The organism is Pseudomonas sp. JUb52 (assembly GCF_004341115.1).
In the GTDB taxonomy this organism is placed as follows: domain Bacteria; phylum Pseudomonadota; class Gammaproteobacteria; order Pseudomonadales; family Pseudomonadaceae; genus Chryseomonas; species Chryseomonas oryzihabitans.
The window spans coordinates 297075-316163 of the sequence record NZ_SLYS01000002.1; the positions used below are offsets into that span (position 1 = coordinate 297075).

17 protein-coding genes are annotated in these 19089 nt (G+C 66.9%); 1 reads left to right on the forward strand and 16 read right to left on the reverse strand.

Annotation, left to right across the window (positions count from 1 at the left end):
* Positions 1-39: 39 nt before the first annotated feature.
* The 12 genes from EC839_RS04555 to leuC all read right to left on the reverse strand — a co-directional run bounded on the left by EC839_RS04555 (position 40) and on the right by leuC (position 13741).
* Complete coding sequence (locus tag EC839_RS04555) at positions 40-705, reverse strand: SPOR domain-containing protein (protein ID WP_132832265.1); 666 nt, start codon at positions 703-705, stop codon at positions 40-42.
* Between the two features lie 3 nt (positions 706-708).
* Positions 709-2001 carry a bifunctional tetrahydrofolate synthase/dihydrofolate synthase gene (gene folC, locus EC839_RS04560; protein ID WP_132832266.1) on the reverse strand — a complete coding sequence of 431 codons (1293 nt, stop codon included), beginning with the start codon at positions 1999-2001 and terminating at the stop codon, positions 709-711.
* On the reverse strand, positions 2001-2870 hold the full coding sequence (gene accD, locus EC839_RS04565; protein ID WP_007158658.1) for an acetyl-CoA carboxylase, carboxyltransferase subunit beta: 870 nt from the start codon (positions 2868-2870) through the stop codon (positions 2001-2003). The genes folC and accD overlap by 1 nt, the downstream gene beginning before the upstream one ends.
* A 210-nt stretch (positions 2871-3080) precedes the next feature.
* Complete coding sequence (locus tag EC839_RS04570) at positions 3081-3716, reverse strand: phosphoribosylanthranilate isomerase (protein WP_132832267.1); 636 nt, start codon at positions 3714-3716, stop codon at positions 3081-3083.
* Positions 3717-3770: 54 nt separating this feature from the next.
* Positions 3771-4622: a tRNA pseudouridine(38-40) synthase TruA gene (gene truA / locus EC839_RS04575; RefSeq protein ID WP_132832268.1), complete on the reverse strand. Its 852-nt coding sequence runs from the start codon at positions 4620-4622 to the stop codon at positions 3771-3773.
* Between the two features lie 71 nt (positions 4623-4693).
* Positions 4694-7384 (reverse strand): FimV/HubP family polar landmark protein, encoded by a 2691-nt coding sequence (locus EC839_RS04580; protein ID WP_177416676.1) that lies wholly within the window; start codon positions 7382-7384, stop codon positions 4694-4696.
* Positions 7385-7507: 123 nt separating this feature from the next.
* Positions 7508-8503 (reverse strand): aspartate-semialdehyde dehydrogenase, encoded by a 996-nt coding sequence (locus EC839_RS04585; protein WP_132832270.1) that lies wholly within the window; start codon positions 8501-8503, stop codon positions 7508-7510.
* A 76-nt stretch (positions 8504-8579) separates the two neighbouring features.
* A complete protein-coding gene (gene asd, locus EC839_RS04590; RefSeq protein WP_007158663.1) occupies positions 8580-9692 on the reverse strand; it encodes an aspartate-semialdehyde dehydrogenase in 1113 nt (370 codons plus the stop codon).
* A gap of 56 nt (positions 9693-9748) precedes the next feature.
* Positions 9749-10831, reverse strand: coding sequence for a 3-isopropylmalate dehydrogenase (gene leuB / locus EC839_RS04595; protein WP_132832271.1), 1083 nt, complete (start codon positions 10829-10831; stop codon positions 9749-9751).
* Positions 10832-10850: 19 nt separating this feature from the next.
* The gene (locus EC839_RS04600; protein ID WP_132832272.1) at positions 10851-11615 is read right to left on the reverse strand and encodes a class I SAM-dependent methyltransferase; all 765 of its coding nucleotides are present in this window, start codon (positions 11613-11615) and stop codon (positions 10851-10853) included.
* A 45-nt stretch (positions 11616-11660) separates the two neighbouring features.
* A complete protein-coding gene (gene leuD, locus EC839_RS04605) occupies positions 11661-12305 on the reverse strand; it encodes a 3-isopropylmalate dehydratase small subunit (protein WP_132832273.1) in 645 nt (214 codons plus the stop codon).
* An 11-nt stretch (positions 12306-12316) separates the two neighbouring features.
* On the reverse strand, positions 12317-13741 hold the full coding sequence (leuC, locus tag EC839_RS04610; RefSeq protein WP_132832274.1) for a 3-isopropylmalate dehydratase large subunit: 1425 nt from the start codon (positions 13739-13741) through the stop codon (positions 12317-12319).
* 141 nt (positions 13742-13882) lie between these two features.
* Between leuC and EC839_RS04615 the strand changes: the two genes are divergently transcribed.
* On the forward strand, positions 13883-14758 hold the full coding sequence (locus EC839_RS04615) for a LysR family transcriptional regulator (RefSeq protein WP_132832275.1): 876 nt from the start codon (positions 13883-13885) through the stop codon (positions 14756-14758).
* A gap of 187 nt (positions 14759-14945) precedes the next feature.
* On the opposite strand, the gene EC839_RS04620 is transcribed toward EC839_RS04615, so the two are convergent.
* The 4 genes from EC839_RS04620 to EC839_RS04635 form a co-directional block, all read right to left on the reverse strand.
* Positions 14946-15119: a DUF1289 domain-containing protein gene (locus EC839_RS04620; RefSeq protein WP_007158669.1), complete on the reverse strand. Its 174-nt coding sequence runs from the start codon at positions 15117-15119 to the stop codon at positions 14946-14948.
* A gap of 235 nt (positions 15120-15354) precedes the next feature.
* Positions 15355-16755, reverse strand: a complete 1401-nt coding sequence (locus EC839_RS04625; RefSeq protein WP_007158670.1) for a carbohydrate porin — start codon at positions 16753-16755, stop codon at positions 15355-15357.
* Positions 16756-16817: 62 nt separating this feature from the next.
* Positions 16818-18029, reverse strand: coding sequence for an AGE family epimerase/isomerase (locus tag EC839_RS04630; RefSeq protein WP_132832276.1), 1212 nt, complete (start codon positions 18027-18029; stop codon positions 16818-16820).
* 40 nt (positions 18030-18069) lie between these two features.
* Entirely contained in the window at positions 18070-18975 is a 906-nt protein-coding gene (locus EC839_RS04635; RefSeq protein WP_132832277.1) for a carbohydrate kinase, read from the reverse strand.
* Positions 18976-19089 lie beyond the last annotated feature (114 nt).

Below are 19089 nucleotides of genomic sequence, written 5' to 3' on the forward strand. Positions count from 1 at the left end.
CAAAAAGGCCCTGCATTCTAGCAGAGCCTTGTGACCGGGTTAACCGCGCTCCGGCTGAAAGCGTACGACGAAACCCTTGACGCCATTCTGCTTATTGAGCTGATCGCGCAGCCGATCGGCCTCGCTGCGCTCTATCACCGGCCCGACGAAGACGCGGTTCATGCCGTCGGCGGTACGCACATAGGCGTTATAACCCTGACTGCGCAGCTTGGCCTGCAGGGCGTCGGCGCTGGGCCGGGACGACAGGCTGGCGAGCTGGACGGACCAGCTGTTGGGCAGATTGGCCGCACCCAGACGCGAGTCCGGCTTGGCCGCAGGCGCCGGGGTGGCCGCCGGGGCCGCGGGGGTGCTGGCAACGGGCGCGGAAGCGGCGGGCGCCTTGGCGACCGGCGCCGCAGGTTGCGGCTGGGACGGTGCGGTGCTCACCGGCGCATTCTGCGTCGGCGCCTGGCCGGCGGTGCCGGCGATGGGCGTCTGCGGCTTGCCGAGCGGCTTGGCCGGCTCGTCCGGCACCACCACCACGGGCGGCGCCTCGGGCGTCTGCACCGGCTGTACCTCGGTGCTGGGCACGGTGGGTGCGGCCGGCTGGGGCGGCGCCTCGACCGCCACCTTGCGGGCGTCGTCCTGGCGATTGAAGAGCATGGGCACGAAGATGATGATCAGCGCCAGCAGCACCAGCGCTCCGATGACTCTTTGCTTGAGCATGGGTTATGCCTCCGCGGATTCGGATGGGGAAGAGAGCTGCGCGAGGACCTCGGCGACGCTGTAGAAGGAGCCGAACACAACCACCTCGTCGTCAGCCGCACTGGCGGCCAGTTGCGCCTCGAAGGCGTCCAGCAGGGAGGCATGGGCCTCGACCTGGGCACCGCGCGCGGCCAGGAGCGCGGCCACCTCGCCACCGTCGCGACTGCGCGGGGTCGGCGGGGTCGCCACCGCCCAGCTGGCGAACAGGCCCTCCAGGGGCGCCAGGATACCGTCCAGGTCCTTGTCGGCCAGGACGCCGAACACCGCGCGACGCACGCCGGCGATCGGCTTCATCGCCAGGCGCCGGGCCAGGTACTCGGCGGCATGGGGATTGTGGGCCACGTCCAGCAGGACGCTGCGGGTCTCCCCTGCCCGTTCGACCTGGCGGCGATCGAGGCGTCCGGTCATGCGCGTCGCCTGGAGGGCCGCCGCGATCTGCTCGGGCAGCCAGGGCTGCCCGAGCGAGGCGTAGGCCTGCAGGGCCAGGGCGGCATTTTCCATGGGCAGGTCGAGCAATGGCAGCCCTGGCAGCGCCAGGGCTTCGCCCTGGGCATCGCGCCCGCGCCAGAACCAGCCGGCGCTCTCGATCTGCAGATCGAAGGCTTCGCCGCGCAGCAACAAGGGCGCCCCCAGGCGTTCGGCGGCTTCGGTAAGCGGCGCGGGTGGCTCCAGATCGCCGCAGAGGGCCGGCTTGCCGGCGCGGAAGATACCGGCCTTTTCCACGGCGACGCTCTCGCGGGTGTCGCCCAGCCATTCGGCGTGATCCAGGCCGATGCTGGTGACCAGCGCCAGATCGGCGTCGATCAGATTGACCGCGTCCAGGCGTCCGCCCAGACCGACTTCGAGGACGGCGACGTCCAGCTGGGCACGCTCGAACAGCCAGAAGGCCGCCAGGGTACCCACTTCGAAATAGGTCAGGCTGATCTCGCCCCGGGCGGCCTCCACCGCCGCGAAGGCCATGCAGAGCTCGCTATCGCTGGCGAGGGTGCCATCCACATCGACGCGCTCGTTGTAGCGCACCAGATGCGGCGAGGCATAGACGCCGACCCGCTGCCCGCTGGCGCGCAACAGACTGGCGAGAAAGGCGCAGGTGGAGCCCTTGCCGTTGGTGCCGGTCACGGTCACCACCCGCGGGGCCGGCCGGGTCAGACCCAGCCGCTGCGCGACCTCGCGCACCCGGTCCAGGCCCATGTCGATCGCCGACGGATGCAGCTGCTCGAGATAGGCCAGCCACTGCGCGAGGCTGCGCGAAGCCATCAGGCCGCCGGTACCGGCTGGTGCTGGAAGGTCGCCAGCAAACGCGCCAGGCGATCACGCAATTCCTTGCGCGAGACAATGATGTCGACGGCGCCGTGCTCCAGCAGGAATTCGCTGCGCTGGAAGCCTTCCGGCAGCTTCTCCCGCACGGTCTGCTCGATCACGCGCGGACCGGCGAAGCCGATCAGCGCCTTGGGCTCGGCGACGATGACGTCGCCCAGCATCGCCAGACTGGCGGAGACGCCACCATAGACCGGATCGGTCAGCACCGAGATGAAGGGGATGCCCTCTTCGCGCAGACGCGCCAGCACCGCGGAGGTCTTGGCCATCTGCATCAGCGAGATCAGGGCTTCCTGCATCCGCGCACCGCCCGAGGCGGAGAAGCAGATCAGCGGGCAGCGCTCTTCCAGGGCCACATTGGCTGCGCGCACGAAGCGCTCGCCGACCACGGCGCCCATGGAGCCGCCCATGAAGGAGAATTCGAAGGCGCAGACCGCCACCGGCATGCCCTTGAGGGTACCACGCATGGAGATCAGGGCGTCTTTTTCGCCGGTTTCCTTTTGCGCTGCGGTGAAACGGTCCTTGTACTTCTTGCTGTCGCGGAATTTCAGGCGGTCCACCGGCTCCAGCTCGGTGCCCAGCTCTTCACGACCCTCGGCGTCGAGGAAGATGTCCAGGCGGCGCCGCGCGTTGATGCGCATGTGGTGACCGCACTTGAGGCACACGTCCAGGTTCTTTTCCAGCTCCGGACGGTAGAGGACCGCTTCGCAGGCCGGACACTTGTGCCAAAGACCTTCCGGCACCGAACTGCGCTTCACCTCGGACCGCATGATGGAAGGAATCAGTTTGTCGACCAGCCAATTGCTCATGCATCTCTCTCCACTTGCATGGGCTCCCAGCGCGGCCTGGGCCACGCCTTCCTTGAGCATCTGTAATAGGTTCGGCAGCGCCCGCTGTTGCCCGGGCCGCTACCCTGTTCTCTCATGCCGGCTCCCCGGGAGTCGGACGGCAGGCCCGCCAGGGCGGATCTGCTTGAATATGTCGCAGGTGTGGACGGCAACCACCCGACGAGGGTCACATCAGGCGACCGGCGCACCTCGCACAGCCGCCACGAAACGCGCGATCTCGGCGGCATCCTTGATGCCCTTGGCCTGCTCTACGCCGCCGCTCACGTCCACGCCATAGGCGCGGGACGCGGCGATGGCGGTGGCGACGTTAGCAGCGTCCAGTCCACCGGCCACGATCAGCGGCAGCGACAGATCCCGAGGTACCCGCGTCCAGTCGAAGGCCTGGCCGGTCCCACCGGGTACGCCGGCGACATAGGTGTCGAGCAGCAGCCCGCGGGCGCCGGCGCCGGCATAGTCCCGAGCGATGGCGGCGAGGTCGATGTCCTCGCGCATGCGCAGGGCCTTGATATAGGGACGGCGATAACGGGCGCACTGCGCCGGGGACTCGTCGCCGTGGAATTGCAGGAGATCCAGGGGCACGGCATCCAGCGTCTCCTCGATCTCGCAGGGCGAGGCATCGACGAAGAGCCCGACACTGGTGACGAAGGGCGGCAGCGCCGCGACGATCTGGCGCGCCTGGGCAGCGCTGACCGCCCGCGGGCTGCGCGCATAGAACACCAGGCCGATGGCATCGGCGCCAGCAGCAGCCGCGGCCAGTGCATCCTCGACCCGGGTGATCCCGCAGATCTTCACTCGAACGTTAGCCAAACCGGAATGACCTCGTTCCAAATCGATGGATGTTAGCAGACCACCCGCGCAGCGTCAGCCTTGGGGGTCATCCAGCTCGGGGATATGCCCCAGGAACAGCGGACCCAGCGGCCGCTTCGGCACGGGCGTGCTCTCGGGATACTCGGCGTCCACCAGGTAGAGGCCATAGGGATGGGCGGTGACGCCACCCAGCCGTCGCTCCCGCGCGGCCAGGACCTCGGCGACCCACTCCACCGGGCGCTCGCCACAGCCCACCGCCATCAGCACCCCGGCGATGTTGCGCACCATGTGATGCAGGAAGGCATTGGCGCGGATGTCCAGGACGATCAACCGCCCGCTCTGCCAGAGGCGCAGGTGGTGGATGGTCTTGATCGCCGACTTGGCCTGGCAGGCCTTGGCCCGGAAGGAGGTGAAGTCATGGGTACCGAGCAGCACCTGGGCTGCCTCGCGCATGGGCTCGATGCGCAGCGGACGGTGATTCCAGGTGACCTCCTCCGCCAGGTGCGCAGGCCGGATCGGATCGTTGTAGATCACATAGCGGTAGCGCCGCGCCATGGCGCTGAAACGGGCATGGAATTCGTCGCTGACCGGCTTGACCCAGGTGACGCTGATGTCGGATGGCAGATTGGCGTTGGTGCCCATTACCCAGGCCTTGAGCGGCCGCGCGACCGGGGACTCGAAATGCACCACCTGGCCGGTGGCATGCACGCCACAGTCGGTACGCCCGGCGCAATGCAGCGCGATGGGCGCCGCGGCGACCTCGGACAGGGCGTCTTCCAGGGTCTCCTGAACGGAGCGCACGCCCGGCTGCTGGCGCTGCCAGCCGCGATAGCGGGCGCCCTTGTACTCGACGCCGAGCGCGATACGCTGCGGCGGGACGATGATGGTGGGGTCTAGGAAATCCAAGGCGACGGCCAGGCAAAAAAAAGGGGAGGCAGCTTATAGCGCCTCCCCTCCTCTGCCAAGTCCGGCCAGTCTCAGCTGAGCTGGGCGATGATCTCGCGCGCTTCCTGCTGTTGCCCGGCGTTGCCCTCGGCCAGCACCTCGTCGAGGATGTCCCGGGCACCTTCCGGATCGCCCATGTCGATGTAGGCACGCGCCAGGTCCAGCTTGGTGGCGGTCTCGTCTTCGCCGGACAGGAAGTCGAAGTCGTCCAGACCGTCGCCACTGGTAGTGCCGCTGGTGGTCTCCGCATCGAACTGACGGGAGGCCTCCTGCAGGCGGGCGGCGAATTCCTCGTCGCTTTCACGCTTGGGCGCCGGCTGTTCGTCGTCGAAATCGGACAGATCGAAACTCGCGGGCAATTCGGCGTCGGCCGTCGAAGCCGCCGGCGGCTCCAGCGGCTCGTCGAAGGCCGAGCCGGCATTGGCACCTGCAGGGGGCTCCTCGTGCGCCAGGTCGCCCTGCCGCTCGAATTCGCTGAAGTCTAGGGCGAAATCGTCGTCCTTGGCCGCCGGAGTCGCCGCCGGGGTGGCTGCGGGTTCGGCATCGAAATTGAGATCGAAGTCGAAATCGTCGCGCGGATCGGCCGCCTTGGCCTGGGCGTCGGCAAAGGCCTCGCCGAACAGCGGCTCCTCGGCCGGACCGGCGGGCTGATTTGAATGACCATCTTCAGTGCCGAAGTCATCCAGGGACAGATCGAAGTCCTGGCTGTCCTCGGTGGCCGAGAAGCCCTGATCGCGGGATTGCTCCTCACTCAGTTCATGGGCGGCGGCCAGGGCAGCGGCGCCGACCGCGGCCGAGGCCACGGCGACGATGGCCATCGCGGGATAGCGCGACTTCAGGTGCTCGACCGCCGGCTGGGCGCCGCCGATCTCCTTGAGTTCGCGCTCTTCGCGCTGGAAGCCGTCCTTGTCGCCCATCTCGGCATAGACTTCCATGAGCTTGAGGCGCAGATCGGCGCGATGTGGCTCCTGGTCGCTGGCCTTCTTGAGCACCTCGGCCGCCTGGCTGAAGCGACCATAGGCCATGTAGATGTCGGCCTGACCCAGGGCATCGTCCTGGGCATCGGCGTCCCGCGCGGCGTCCTGCGCGCCCTGATTCAACTCCAGGCCAGCGAGCGCGTGGTGATCACCGAGCTCGGGATCGGCGTCGAACACCGTATCGCTGCGCGCGGCTTCGGCGTCGCGCTCACGCTCGGCCTCCTTCACGGCATTGCGGCGCGAATTGATCATCAGCAGCACCAGCAGCGCCAGCAGTGCGCTGCCGCCGATGATGCCCAGCCACAGCGGATTGCTGAGGATCTCGTCGAGGAAACTGTTGGTGGCCTCGGTCGGCTCGGTTGCCGGGGTGCTCGGGGTGACCGGAATGACCTTGGGCGCGCTGGCCGCGGGCGGTGCCGAGCCGGTACCCGCCTCGCTGGCCGGCGGCGTGGTGGCGGGTGCGGGCGTAGCCTCGACCGGCGTGGCCGGGGTCGCTGCCGCCGGCTCCTGGGGCGCCGGCGTAGTGGTGTTCTCGGTCGGCGCAGGCGCGACCGGCGCCGCGGCTTCCGGGGTCGCCGGCGGCTGGGCCGGCTGGCCCGCGGCCTGCGGATTGGCCATGTTGGCCTGCATCCGCGCCAGCTGGGCGTCCTTGAGCTGCATGATCTTCTGCAGCTTGTCGAGCTGCGACTGCAGATCGCCCAGGCGACTCTTGAGTTCTTCGTTCTCGCGGCGGGTGGTGTCCAGGCTTTCCTGGGTCACCGCCAGGCGATCGGCGAGGGACTGATCACCACCCTTGCCACCGGCGGATTCGCCCGCGCGCCCGGACGGCTGACCGGAGAGCAGCTTGAGATTGTCCCTGGATGCGGCGGCGGCCGGCGCCTCGTTGCCGCTCGGCTGAGCGGAGGCATCCACCTGACGACGCGGTGTCCCGGCTGGCGCGCCCGTGGCACCCTGCTTCCAGGCCCGGGTCTGGCGGGCGATCTCGGCCACCGCCTCGCGCTGGGGACGCGTTCCGGCCTGGGCCTGATCGGGCAGGCGCAGCACCTGGCCACTCTTCATCAGGTTGATGTTGCGATCGATGAAGGCGTCGGGATTAAGATCCTGGATCGCCAGCATGGTCTGGTCGACGGTGACGCTGGAGGCCGGGCGATTGCGCGCCGCCACTTCCCAGAGGGTGTCGCGTGGCTCGGTGGTGTAGGTGCCAGGTGTCTGGGTCGCGCTCGGCGCTGGCGCGGCAGGCGGCGCGGCAGGCGGCGTGGCCGGACGCGGTGCGCTCGGCGTGGTCGTGCGCGCCCGTGGCGTGGCCGGAACCTGGGGTGCGAACGGCGCCGCCGCGGCCTGCGGGGTATAGAGCGGTGGATCCAGCAGCACGGTGTACTCGCGCAAGATACGGCCGCTCGGCCAGTTCACTTCCAGCAGGAAGTTGAGATAGGGCTCGCGCACCGGACGCGCCGAGGTCACGCGGATGACGGTCCGCCCGTTGCGCACCTCCGGGGTGAACTTGAGATCGTTGAGAAAGAAGGCGCGGTCGACGCCGGCCTTGCCGAACTCCTCGACGGACGCCAGATTGGGGCGCAAGTCGGCGGTGCCGAGGTCACGCAGGTCCGACAGATCGATGGTGGCATCGAAGGGCTGATTGAGGGCGGAATTGAGGTGGATCTCCCCCAGGCTGAGGGCCTGGGCCGCGCCAGACATCAAGGCGCTCGCCGCTGCAATTGCCCGCACCAGTTTCTGAACTCGAACCATGACCGTCCCTTTTTAGAAGCTGTCGATCGCGCCACCGTGCGGGCGCCTGTGTCCATCGCTGCGTGCCACGTCCACTGCCCTTTTACTCAAGCCAAAAGGGCGAAGCATTTCACGAAGTATCTTTTAGGCCGACTGTTTAAGCAACAATTCGGCCAGCTGAACGGCCGTCAGTGCCGACAATCTGACATTGTCCGCCACCAGCCAGCATTCCAGCCGTCGAGCATCCCGCGGATGCCGCCGTACCCGCCCCACCAGCACCTCTTCCCGCCCCAGGGCATCGCCGACCGCCGACGGACAATCGACGTCTTCGTCGAGCGCCAGACCCGGCTCGTCGCCCAGGGCCTCGAGCACCTGTTCCAGCTGCCAGGGCGCCTGCCCCCGCAGACTCAGCGCCAGGCTGTCGCCGAAGAAGACCGGGGCCTGCAGGGCCGTCACATCCAGCACCGGCAGGGTCGCTCCCAGCACCTGCTGACATTCGTCCAGCAGGCGATGTTCCTGGGCAGTATAGCCATCCGCGGCCGGCGCACCGGTGCGACCGAGCAGATTGAAGGCCAGCTGACCTTCGAACAGTCGGGCTTCCACCGGGCGACCATTGAGCAATTCGGTGGCCTGCCGCGCCAATTCCTCGACACCGCCGCGGCCGGCGCCGGAGGCTGCCAGGCAGGCGGTCAGGGACGCATCATGGAGTGCATTCAAGCGAGCGAGCACGGCGGCCACGCTGGCGGCTGCCTGGGCGGCCGCCAGGGGAACGCCGAGCCAGGCGTTCGCCGCAAGGCTGTCCAGGCGTTCGCCATTGATGCGCGGCAGTACGGAAAGCGCGGCGGAGGCGCCGCTGAGATCCAGCACGGCGCAACCGGCGGCGGCCAGTTGCGGCCTCAGGCTTTCCACCACGGCGGCGGGCACGGCGAGGATGGCGATGCCGACCTGGGCGAAATCGAAGCCTTCGAGCCCGGTGACGCGCAGGTTGCTGCCTCGGAAGGGCAGATTCTGCCCCGCCGACTCACCGCTGGCGAGCAGGTGCAGTCGCCCAAGGGGCACGTCGCGTTCGTCGAGGAGTTCGCGAATGGCTTCGCCGTAGGCGCTGGTGGCGCCGACGAGGGCGATATCTCTGGCAGTCATGATGGGACGTCCGCAACGAAAGAGGGCCGCACTTTACTGGCGGCCCTCCTCCCTAGGCAAACGTTTAGCCGTCGCCCTATTGTTCGAGCAGGATCCGCAGCATGCGCCGCAGCGGCTCCGCGGCGCCCCACAGCAGCTGGTCGCCCACGGTGAAGGCGCCCAGGTACTGGGAGCCCATGTTCAGCTTGCGCAGGCGGCCGACCGGCACGCTCAGGGTGCCGGTGACGGCAGCCGGGGTCAGGTCGCGCATGCTGACGTCACGGTTGTTCGGCACCAGCTTGACCCAGGGGTTGTGCTGGCTGATCAGACCGTGGATGTCGGACAGCGGCACGTCCTTGTTGAGCTTGATGGTCAGCGCCTGGCTGTGGCAGCGCATGGCGCCGATGCGCACGCAGATGCCATCCACCGGAATGGGGTTCTTGAAGCGACCGAGGATCTTGTTGGTCTCGGCCTGGGCCTTCCATTCCTCGCGGCTCTGGCCGTTGGGCAGTTCCTTGTCGATCCAGGGGATCAGGCTGCCGGCCAGGGGGACGCCGAACTGCTCGGTGGGGAAGGCTTCGCTGCGCAGGGTCTCGGCGACCTGGCGATCGATGTCGAGGATGGCGCTGGCCGGATCGGCCAGGCTGTCGGCGACGGCCGCGTGGGTCGCACCCATCTGGCGGATCAGCTCGCGCATGTTCTGGGCACCGGCGCCGGAGGCGGCCTGGTAGGTCATGGCGCTCATCCAGTCCACCAGACCGGCTTCGAACAGACCCCCCAGGGCCATCAGCATCAGGCTGACGGTGCAGTTGCCGCCGATGAAGTCCTTGCGGCCATCGGCTAGGGCCTGGTCGATGACGCGACGGTTGACCGGGTCCAGCACGATGACGGCGTCATCCTGCATGCGCAGGCTGGAGGCCGCGTCGATCCAGTAGCCTTTCCAGCCGGCCTGGCGCAGCTTGGGGAACACCTCGCTGGTGTAGTCGCCGCCCTGGCAGGTGAGGATGACGTCGAGGGTCTTGAGCTCGTCAATGCTGTAGGCATCCTTGAGCGGCGCCACGCCCTTGCCAATGGCCGGGCCTTCGCCGCCGACGTTGGAGGTGGTGAAGAACACGGGCTCGATCAAGTCGAAATCCCGCTCTTCGAGCATGCGCTGCATGAGCACGGAGCCCACCATGCCACGCCAACCGATCAGACCTACACGTTTCATCGCTACTGCACCTTTGTTGTCTTGAGGATGGCCGCCTCCCCTGGCGGCCGATCAGATTAACGCCTAACGAGCGCCGCCACTACTGCTTCGCCCATCTCGCGGGTACCGACCCGCTGCTTGCCTTCCGACCAGATGTCGCCGGTCCGCAGGCCCTGGTCCAGCACCTGACCCACTGCCGCCTCGATGGCCTCGGCCGCTGCCGCGGCGCCAAAGGTGTATCTGAGCATCATGGCCACCGAGAGGATGGTGGCCAGCGGGTTGGCGACGCCCTGGCCGGCGATGTCGGGCGCCGAGCCGTGGCAGGGTTCGTACATGCCCTTGTTGTGGGCATCCAGGGATGCCGAGGGCAACATGCCGATGGAACCGGTCAGCATCGAGGCTTCGTCGGAGAGGATATCGCCGAACATGTTGTCGGTGACGATGACATCGAACTGCTTGGGCGCCCGGACCAGCTGCATGGCGGCGTTGTCGACGTACATGTGGCTGAGCTCGACGTCCGGATAGTCCCTGGCCACCTCCTCCACCACTTCACGCCACAGACGGCTGGATTCGAGGACGTTGGCCTTGTCCACCGAGCACAGCTTCTTGCCACGCAGGCGCGCCATGTCGAAGCCGACGCGAGCGATGCGACGGATCTCGCCTTCGCTGTACGGCAGGGTATCGAAGGCCTGGCGTTCGCCGCTCTCCAGTACCCGGGTCTCGCGTGGCGAGCCGAAGTAGATGCCACCCGTCAGCTCGCGGACGATGAGGATGTCCAGGCCGGAGACCACTTCCGGCTTGAGGGTCGAGGCCTCGGCCAGTTGCGGATAGAGGATGGCCGGACGCAGGTTGCCGAACAGGCCCAGGGCGGAACGAATCTTCAGCAGACCGCGCTCGGGACGGATGTCACGCTCGAGCTTGTCCCACTTGGGGCCACCCACGGCGCCCAGCAGCACGGCGTCGGCGGCGCGGGCACGCTCCAGGGTCTCATCGGCCAGGGGCACGCCGTAACGGTCGATGGCGGCGCCGCCCAGGTCGTCGTGGACCAGTTCGATGCCGAGGTCGTGGTCGCGGTTGACCGCCTCCAGCACCTTGACCGCCTCGGCCATGATTTCCGGACCGATGCCGTCGCCCGGCAGGATGAGGATCTGCTTGCTCATTGTCTTTTCCTGTCTCAAATCAGATGGGCTGAGCCCAGAGAACCATGACGTCGACGGTAAAGGAGCCGTCGCGGTCGATTTCGAAATACTGGCGCACTTCCTGGCCAATCTTGCTCTGCAGGCTGCGGATGGCCTGGCACTGCGGCTCGGGGGTGCGCATGCGCTCGGTCCAGCTGGCGAAGTCCAGGCGCAGGCGCTGGCGACGGCAGCGGGTCACGCCCAGCCGGGCCATGTCCAGCAGGCGGTGCCATTCGGCGAAGGAATAGTTACGCACGTGGCTGATGTCGCGCAGGATCTCCACCGTCTGCAGGTAGGTATCCAGGCGCGGGTTGGCCGGCGAGATCACGTCGATGATGGCCATCTCGCCGCCATGGCGCAGCACCCGGCGCACTTCGCGCAGGGCGGCGCCGATATCGCGCCAGTGGTGCGCCGAATAGCGGCTGAAGACGAAGTCGAAGCTGGCATCGCCAAACGGCAGGTGCTCGGCCATGCCGGGCTGGACGCCGATGTTGTCCAGACCCTGCTCGGCCGCGCTGCGCTTGACCACCGAGAGCATTTCCTCGGCCAGGTCCAGGGCGACCACCTGCCCGGCCACGGGCGCCACGTTGTAGCTGACGTGACCGCCACCGCACCCGAGATCCAGCACCTTGGCGCCTTCGCGCTGGGCCACGGCGTCGCGCAGTTCGAGGAGCTCGGCGCCCTGGGCATGGACGGCACTGGTCAGATAGGCCTCGGCGGTGGCGCCGAATTGCTGCTGTACGTGTTGCTCGTGGTCACCGCTCATGGAGCCTCCGGAAAGAGCGCCGACCTCGCGGGCCGGCGACTGGGTTCAGGCGCTGGGGAACATCCAGGGACTGCTCTGGCGATAGCGGTCTTCGAAACTCGCGATGGCGTCCGCATCCTGCAGGGTCAGGCCGATGTCGTCCAGGCCGTTGAGCAGGCAGTGCTTGCGGAAGGCATCGATCTCGAAGGACAGCGCCACGCCATCGGGACGGCGCACGGTCTGGCTCTCGAGATCGACCACCAGCTGGTAGCCCTCGCTGGCTTCGACCTGGCGGAACAGCTCGTCGACGTCGGCATCGCCGAGGATGATCGGCAAGAGGCCGTTCTTGAAGCTGTTGTTGAAGAAGATGTCGGCGAAGCTCGGCGCGATCACCGAGCGGAAGCCGTAGCCGTCCAGCGCCCAGGGGGCGTGCTCGCGGCTGGAACCGCAGCCGAAGTTCTCGCGGGCCAGGAGGATGCTGGCGCCCTGGTAGCGCGGTTGGTTGAGCACGAACTCGGGATTCAGCGGACGCTTGCTGTGGTCCTGGCCGGGCTGGCCCACGTCCAGGTAGCGCCACTCGTCGAACAGGTTGGGGCCGAAGCCGGTGCGCTTGATCGACTTGAGGAATTGCTTGGGAATGATCTGGTCGGTGTCGACGTTGGCGCGATCCAGGGGTGCGACCAAACCGGTGTGCTGGGTAAAGGCTTGCATGGTCAGGCTCCTCAGGCGTTGGCGAAGTCGCGGACGTCGACGAAACGGCCGGCGATGGCGGCAGCGGCGGCCATCGCCGGGCTCACCAGGTGGGTACGGCCACCGGCGCCCTGGCGGCCTTCGAAGTTGCGGTTGGAGGTTGAGGCGCAATGCTCGCCACTCTCCAGGCGGTCGGCGTTCATCGCCAGGCACATGGAGCAGCCCGGCTCGCGCCACTCGAAACCGGCTTCGATGAACACCTTGTCCAGGCCCTCACGCTCGGCCTGGGCCTTGACCAGGCCGGAGCCCGGCACCACCAGCGCCTGCTTGAGGGTGGCGGCGACCTTGCGGCCCTTGGCCACGGCGGCGGCGGCGCGCAGGTCCTCGATGCGGGAGTTGGTGCAGGAGCCGATGAAGACGCGGTCCAGCACGATGTCGGTGATCGGCTGGTTGGCCTTAAGGCCCATGTACTTCAGGGCGCGCTCGATGGAGCCGCGCTTGACCGGATCGGCTTCGCGAGCCGGGTCCGGTACCTGCTGGTCGACGGCCAGGACCATCTCCGGCGAGGTGCCCCAGCTGACCTGCGGCTTGAGCTGGGCGGCGTCGAGTTCGACCACGGTGTCGAAGTGGGCATCGGCATCGGACACCAGGCCGCGCCACTGGGCGACGGCGGCTTCCCAGACGGCGCCGGTCGGCGCGAAGGGACGGCCCTCGACGTAGTCGATGGTGGTCTGGTCCACCGCGACCATGCCGACCCGGGCACCGGCCTCGATGGACATGTTGCAGATGGTCATGCGGCCTTCCATGGACAGGGCGCGGATGGCGCTGCCGGCGAACTCGATGGCATGGCCGTTACCGCCGGCGGTGCCGATCTTGCCGATGACCGCGAGGACGATGTCCTTGGCGGTGACGCCGAAGGGCAATTCACCCTCCACCTTCACCAACATGTTCTTCATCTTCTTGGCCACCAGGCACTGGGTGGCGAGCACGTGCTCGACCTCGGAGGTGCCGATGCCATGGGCCAGGGCACCGAAGGCGCCGTTGGTGGAGGTGTGGGAGTCACCGCAGACCACGGTCATGCCGGGCAGCACGGCGCCCTGTTCCGGGCCGATCACGTGGACGATGCCCTGGCGGACGTCGTTCATCTTGAATTGGGTGACGCCGAAGTCGTCGCAGTTCTCGTCCAGGGTGCGGACCTGGATGCGCGAGATCTCGTCCTTGATGGAGTCGAGGCCGTCCTTGCGATCGGGCGTGGTTGGCACGTTGTGGTCGGGGGTCGCCAGGTTGGCGTCCAGGCGCCAGGGCTTGCGGCCGGCCAGACGCAGACCTTCGAAAGCCTGGGGCGAGGTCACTTCGTGGATGATGTGGCGGTCGATGTAGAGCAGCGCGGAGCCGTCGTCGCGCTGCTTGACCAGGTGCATATCCCAGAGTTTGTCGTAGAGCGTCTTGCCAGCCATGGGTGGATTCCTCATCAGGCGTGGAACGGCACGGGCCTTTGCATGCCCTTGGTGCTTGTGGGGTCAAAGATACCGCGCTAGGCTCGCATGAAACAAATTCATCTTTTTCATGAAGCGCATAACCAGCAGGAATTCGACGTCTTGGACCTCGCCAATCTGAATGCCTTCGTCGCGGTGGCCGAAACCGGCGGCTTTTCCGATGCGGGCGAGCGGCTGCACCTGACCCAGCCGGCGGTGAGCAAGCGCATCGCCGCCCTGGAGCTGCAGCTGGAGCTGCGGCTGTTCGATCGCATCGGGCGCGAGGTCAGCCTGACCGAGGCGGGACGCGCCCTGCTCCCCCGCGCCTATCAGATTCTAGGCGTGATCGATGACACCCGGCGTGCCCTGACCAATCTCAATGGTGCCATCGGCGGCCGACTGACGCTGGCGACCAGTCACCACATCGGCCTGCACCGACTGCCCCCGATCCTCAGGCGCTTCACCCGGGACTATCCCGACGTCGCCCTGGATATCCGCTTTCTCGATTCGGAAGCGGCCTACGACGAGATCCTGCATGGGCGGGTGGAGCTGGCGATCATCACCCTGGCACCCCAGACCGCGGCGCCGATCAAGGCGGTACCGGTATGGAGCGATCCGCTGGATTTCGTCGCGGCACCCGAACATCCGCTGGCGAACCAGGCAGAGGTCAGCCTGGCCGACGTGGCACGACATCCGGCGGTGTTTCCCGGTGGCAATACCTTTACCCGGCTGATCGTGCATGGGCTGTTCGACGCCCAGGGGCTGACACCCAATATCGCCATGAGCACCAACTACCTGGAGACCATCAAGATGCTGGTGTCCATCGGACTGGCCTGGAGCGTGTTGCCACGCACCCTGCTGGACGACCAGGTGCGCCGCCTGCCGTTGCCGGAGATTCAGCTGGCACGCCGGCTGGGGTACATCCTGCATACCGAGCGCACCCATTCGAACGCGGCGCAGGCGTTCATGGGGTTGCTGGACGAGGTGGAACGGGCTTAGCGGGTTCGGGGCATGGCTGTTGCCTGGTCATGCGTCTCAGGCATTGGCAATCGCGGCCATGGGCCGCTCCTAGAGTTTCGCCTGCGCCGTAGGAGCGGCCCATGGCTGCGATAGAGAAGCCCAACATAGGGCGGCAACGTTGGGCTTCGTTGCGCTCAACCCAACCTAAGGGGCCGACAGGAAGGCATCAGCCCTTCTTGAGCTTCTTCAGACGCTTCCTGGACTTGTCGATGACTTCCTTGCGCTCCTTGTCCTTCAACTCCTTCCATCCCTTGATCTCTGAGCGCTTGCGGCCACATCCCTGGCAGACTTCGTCCTTGATCTTGCACTGGCTGATGCAGGGACTTTCGACCTTACCCACGGCAACCTCGGAAATGAAAAAGGCCCTGCAGTATAACCACTGCAGGGCCCTGTCCAGCGCCATCCGGCAGGATGGCGGGCTATGGGGGCGATTGATAAGACCGACTGAAACTCGCCGAGCGAGGGTGAGGCCAGGCGAAAACCGGTGAGGAAGCACAGTTTACAAAGCGTAAATGAGCATTCCGAACCGGTTTTCAACGCCGCATCGCCGCCGCGCAGGCAGTTTCGGGCGAGCCTTAGAAAACCGCTTGAACCTTCAGGCCACCGACCACGGCATTGTCGACCTCACGCACGCCACCCGGGCTCTTGATGTACTGGATGTTGGGGCGCACGGTCAGCCAGTTGGTCACGTGCACGCCATAGTAGAGCTCGGCGTCGTACTCGTTGTGCTGCAGGGGCGTGTAGGCCGGATCATCGTAGTCGGTGGCACCGGCGGCCTGGTTGAGGGCGCGCTGGTTGTCGCGGAAGTCGCTGTTGGTGCTGATGCGCGCGACGCCGAAGCCGATGTCATCCTTGGGACGACCGTCGAAGGGCCCCTTGTACACCAGGCCCGCCTGGACGTAGTTGCTGACCTTGTTGACGTCCTTGGCATGGGCGGTGAAGTTGGCGAAGACCGACAGGCCGCGACTCGGGTCATCGTTGTGCGCGGTGATCTGCTGACGCGCCACGACCCAGTAGCCGTGCTTGCTGGAGTGCTCCTTGTAATCCAGCCCGGTGAGGGCGGCGGAGTTGCCGTTGACGTCTTCGTAGACATCGTTGGCATCGGCGGTGCTGTAGTAGTAGCCGACGCGGTATTCGCCCGGCAGGCCGTTGACCTTGGGCGACCAGACCATTTCCACCGGCAGGACCGCACCCTTGGTGCCGCTGCCGTTGAGCTTGAAGCCGTTGCCGGTTTCCAGCAGCGACGGATTCTGCTCGTAGGCACCGACCTGGACGAACAGCTCGGGGGTCAGGCTGTACTTGACGCGCAGGGCCCACTGGCTGACCGGCCAGTTGTACCAGACGCCTTCCCAGTTGCCGACCTGAGAGCCGCAGAACGCCAGGTTCTGGAAGTCGCACTCGAAGGAGTTGAAGTCCTCGCCCTCACCGAAGCGACCGGCCTTGATGTCCAGACGGCCATCGAAGAAACCCTTGGACAGCCACAACTGGGTCAGACGCCAGGTCTGGCCACGGCCGTAGACTTCCTGCACCGAGGAGTAGCCGCCGACACGCGGATCGGTGATGCGGTCGTCGGTCAGGTTGCGGCCGTCACGGGAGGTGATGGCCAGCTTGAACACCGAGTTCTCCCAGCCGGCGATCTTGTTCATGTCGCCCCAGAGGCCGAACATGTACTGGGAGCTCCAGCGCCCGGTGCGGTCGTCGTCGTAGCCGCCACGCAGGTTGGTCGCGCCCTCGCCGACGTATTCGAGCTTGATGTCCCAGCCCTTGTCGCGCAAGTCCTTGCGCACGCCACCCCAGTCGCCGGTCATGGTGTTGCCCAGCGGCTCGAAGGCGGCCTCGGTGTTGTTGACGCCACTGAAGTTGCCACCCGGATTGGCCTGGGGCGCCGCCTGGGCACCCGCGGCAACCGCCAGGGCCAGCAGCGACACCAGGGGCAGTGCGCGCCCAGGACGATTCTTGTGGTTTTGCTTGTTCATTACTGAGATCCCTTTTTATTGAAGTGATGACACCCAGGGCCCGAAACCCGCGTCTCTAATACTTACGGCAGGACGTTGAGGACTTCGTAACAGGCACCCATGGTGTGGTAGTCGACCTTGCCGGCCGGACTCTTGTCGTCGGAGTACTTATGGTTCCGACGGTCGAGCAGGCGCCACCACGCACCGTGCTCGTGATCGATGAAATGCGTCCAGCTGTAGCGCCAGAGCGCCTCATAGTGTTCCCAATAGCGGGCCTCGCCACTGCGCTCCGCGAGCAGCGCCGCGGCGGCCAGGGCCTCTGCCTGGACCCAGAAGTACTTGTCCGGATCACAGGGCGAGCCGTCCGGGGCGAAGCCGTAGTACAGACCGCCGTGCTCGCCATCCCAGCTCAGGCGCCAGGAGACATCAAACAGCGCCTGGGCGCGCGGCAACAGCCAGGGCTGGGGGCGATGGCGCTCGAGGATCAGCAGCAGCTTGGCCCATTCGATCTGGTGTCCCGGCTGGAAACCCCAGGGTCGGAACAGGTTGGCCGGATCGTCGCGGTTGTAGTCCCAGTCGATGGACCAGTCGCTGTGGTAGTGCTCCCAGACCAGGCCACCGGGGACCTCGTCGGCCACCCCGCCCTGCCCCAGGGTCAGCGCGGCCTGGCGTTGGGTCATGTTGCGCGCCAGGGTCTCGGCGCGATCCAGGTAGCGCACCTCGCCGCTGGCTTCGAAGGCGGCCAGCAGGGCTTCGCAGGCGTGCATGTTGGCGTTCTGGCCGCGATACGGCGCCACGGTCTGCCAGTCGGCGCTGATCTCGTCGACATAGAGGCCATCGGCCTCGCGCCAGAAATGAGTCTCCAGGGATTCCCAGGCTTCGCTCAGCCAGCCACGGGCTTCCTGGATGCCCGCCTGCAGGCCGTGGGCATAGGCCAGCACCACGAAGGCCAGGCCGTAGCAATGGTTGGTGCCATCCACCACGGTGTCGCCGTCCAGCAGCCAGGCATAGCCGCCATTGGCCTGGCGATGCCGCTCGCGCAGGTATCTCAGGCCGTGGCGGGTCGCTTCCAGAAAGGCGGGATCGCCATAGTGCCGGTAGGCCATGGCGAAATCGAAGACGAAGCGGGTGCTGGAGACCAGATGGCGGGTCCGGCTGTCGTAGACCGTGCCGTCGTCCTTGAAGAAGTGATAGAAGCCGCCTTGCGGATCGACACAGCGGGGATGGTAGAACGCCAGGGTGTGGCGGACGTGCTCCAGCAGGGTGTCGCGGCGACGAAAATCGGGGAAGTCCATCGGGTTTCCTTGGCAGCTATTGTTGTTGTGGGAACGCGTTCTAGTGGGGGCTCACCTGCAGCAGGGCTTCGACGTCGGCACGGGTCGGCGCATAGGCGCCGGCATGACGGCAGGACACCGAGGCACTGACCGCGGCGAATCTCAGGCGCTGCTGCAGATCGGTCAGGCCCAGCAGGCCGGAAGCCAGCCAGCCGGCCATGCAGGCGTCGCCGGCACCCACGGTGTCGGCCACGTCCACGGCGATGGCGGCCTGCTGCCACTCGCCTTCCGGCGTATAGAGCACCAGGCCGTGTTCGCCGCGGGTGAAGAGGATACGGGCATGGGGATTGAGGGCGCGCAATTCGTCCAGCGCGGCGCGCTCGTCCAGGCCCGGATAGATCTGGCGGATGTCCTCGTCGGACAGCTTGATGTCGTCGGCCAGGCGTACCAGTTCGGGAAAGGTCTGCTGGCGATAGCGATCGTCCATCAGGTTGCGCCAGTTGGGATCGTAGCTCAGGCGCTTGCCGGCGGCCTTCGCCTGGCGGGCCAGGTCCAGCAGGGTGTCGGCCAGCGGATAGCGAGCCAGGCTGATGCAGCTGAAATGGCAGACCTCGGCGGCGTCCAGCCAGCCTTCGGGCAGCTGCGTCGGGTCGAACTGGAGATCGGCTTCGCCGGCGAAGAAATAGCGCGGCGGACGGCTCGACGGCACGATGGCCACCAGCGGATCGGCGGCGACGCGCTGCAGGAAGCGCGTATCGAGGCCGGCGGTTTCCGACTGCCAGGCGATCTCGTCACCCAGGCCATCCTGACTGATGGCGCCGCCGAAGGCGCTTTCCACGCCCAGCCGGGCCAGGCCACGCGCCACGTTCCAGGGGGCACCGCCCGGATAACCCCGCCATTCGCCAGGATTACCCTGGACGATGTCGGTGAGGGCTTCGCCAAAGACCACGACGCGGGGTAGTGCCATTGTTGTTCTCCTGTCTGTCACGGCGGCCCGGGGTGCGACCCCAGGCCTCTGGTAGGGCCGCGACCCGACGTCAGGCGCGGCGGCGGGCGGACCTTACCATTGCTGTAACGTTTC

Excerpts from the sequence above, each read along its gene's own strand:
- EC839_RS04585 (WP_132832270.1), bottom strand. The coding sequence starts at position 8,503 with ATGACTGCCAGAGATATCGCCCTCGTCGGCGCCACCAGCGCCTACGGC.
- EC839_RS04600 (WP_132832272.1), bottom strand. The coding sequence starts at position 11,615 with ATGAGCGGTGACCACGAGCAACACGTACAGCAGCAATTCGGCGCCACC.
- folC (WP_132832266.1), bottom strand. The coding sequence starts at position 2,001 with ATGGCTTCGCGCAGCCTCGCGCAGTGGCTGGCCTATCTCGAGCAGCTG.
- EC839_RS04580 (WP_177416676.1), bottom strand. The coding sequence starts at position 7,384 with ATGGTTCGAGTTCAGAAACTGGTGCGGGCAATTGCAGCGGCGAGCGCC.
- EC839_RS04555 (WP_132832265.1), bottom strand. The coding sequence starts at position 705 with ATGCTCAAGCAAAGAGTCATCGGAGCGCTGGTGCTGCTGGCGCTGATC.
- accD (WP_007158658.1), bottom strand. The coding sequence starts at position 2,870 with ATGAGCAATTGGCTGGTCGACAAACTGATTCCTTCCATCATGCGGTCC.
- asd (WP_007158663.1), bottom strand. The coding sequence starts at position 9,692 with ATGAAACGTGTAGGTCTGATCGGTTGGCGTGGCATGGTGGGCTCCGTG.
- EC839_RS04630 (WP_132832276.1), bottom strand. The coding sequence starts at position 18,029 with ATGGACTTCCCCGATTTTCGTCGCCGCGACACCCTGCTGGAGCACGTC.
- EC839_RS04625 (WP_007158670.1), bottom strand. The coding sequence starts at position 16,755 with ATGAACAAGCAAAACCACAAGAATCGTCCTGGGCGCGCACTGCCCCTG.
- leuB (WP_132832271.1), bottom strand. The coding sequence starts at position 10,831 with ATGAGCAAGCAGATCCTCATCCTGCCGGGCGACGGCATCGGTCCGGAA.
- leuC (WP_132832274.1), bottom strand. The coding sequence starts at position 13,741 with ATGGCTGGCAAGACGCTCTACGACAAACTCTGGGATATGCACCTGGTC.
- leuD (WP_132832273.1), bottom strand. The coding sequence starts at position 12,305 with ATGCAAGCCTTTACCCAGCACACCGGTTTGGTCGCACCCCTGGATCGC.
- EC839_RS04635 (WP_132832277.1), bottom strand. The coding sequence starts at position 18,975 with ATGGCACTACCCCGCGTCGTGGTCTTTGGCGAAGCCCTCACCGACATC.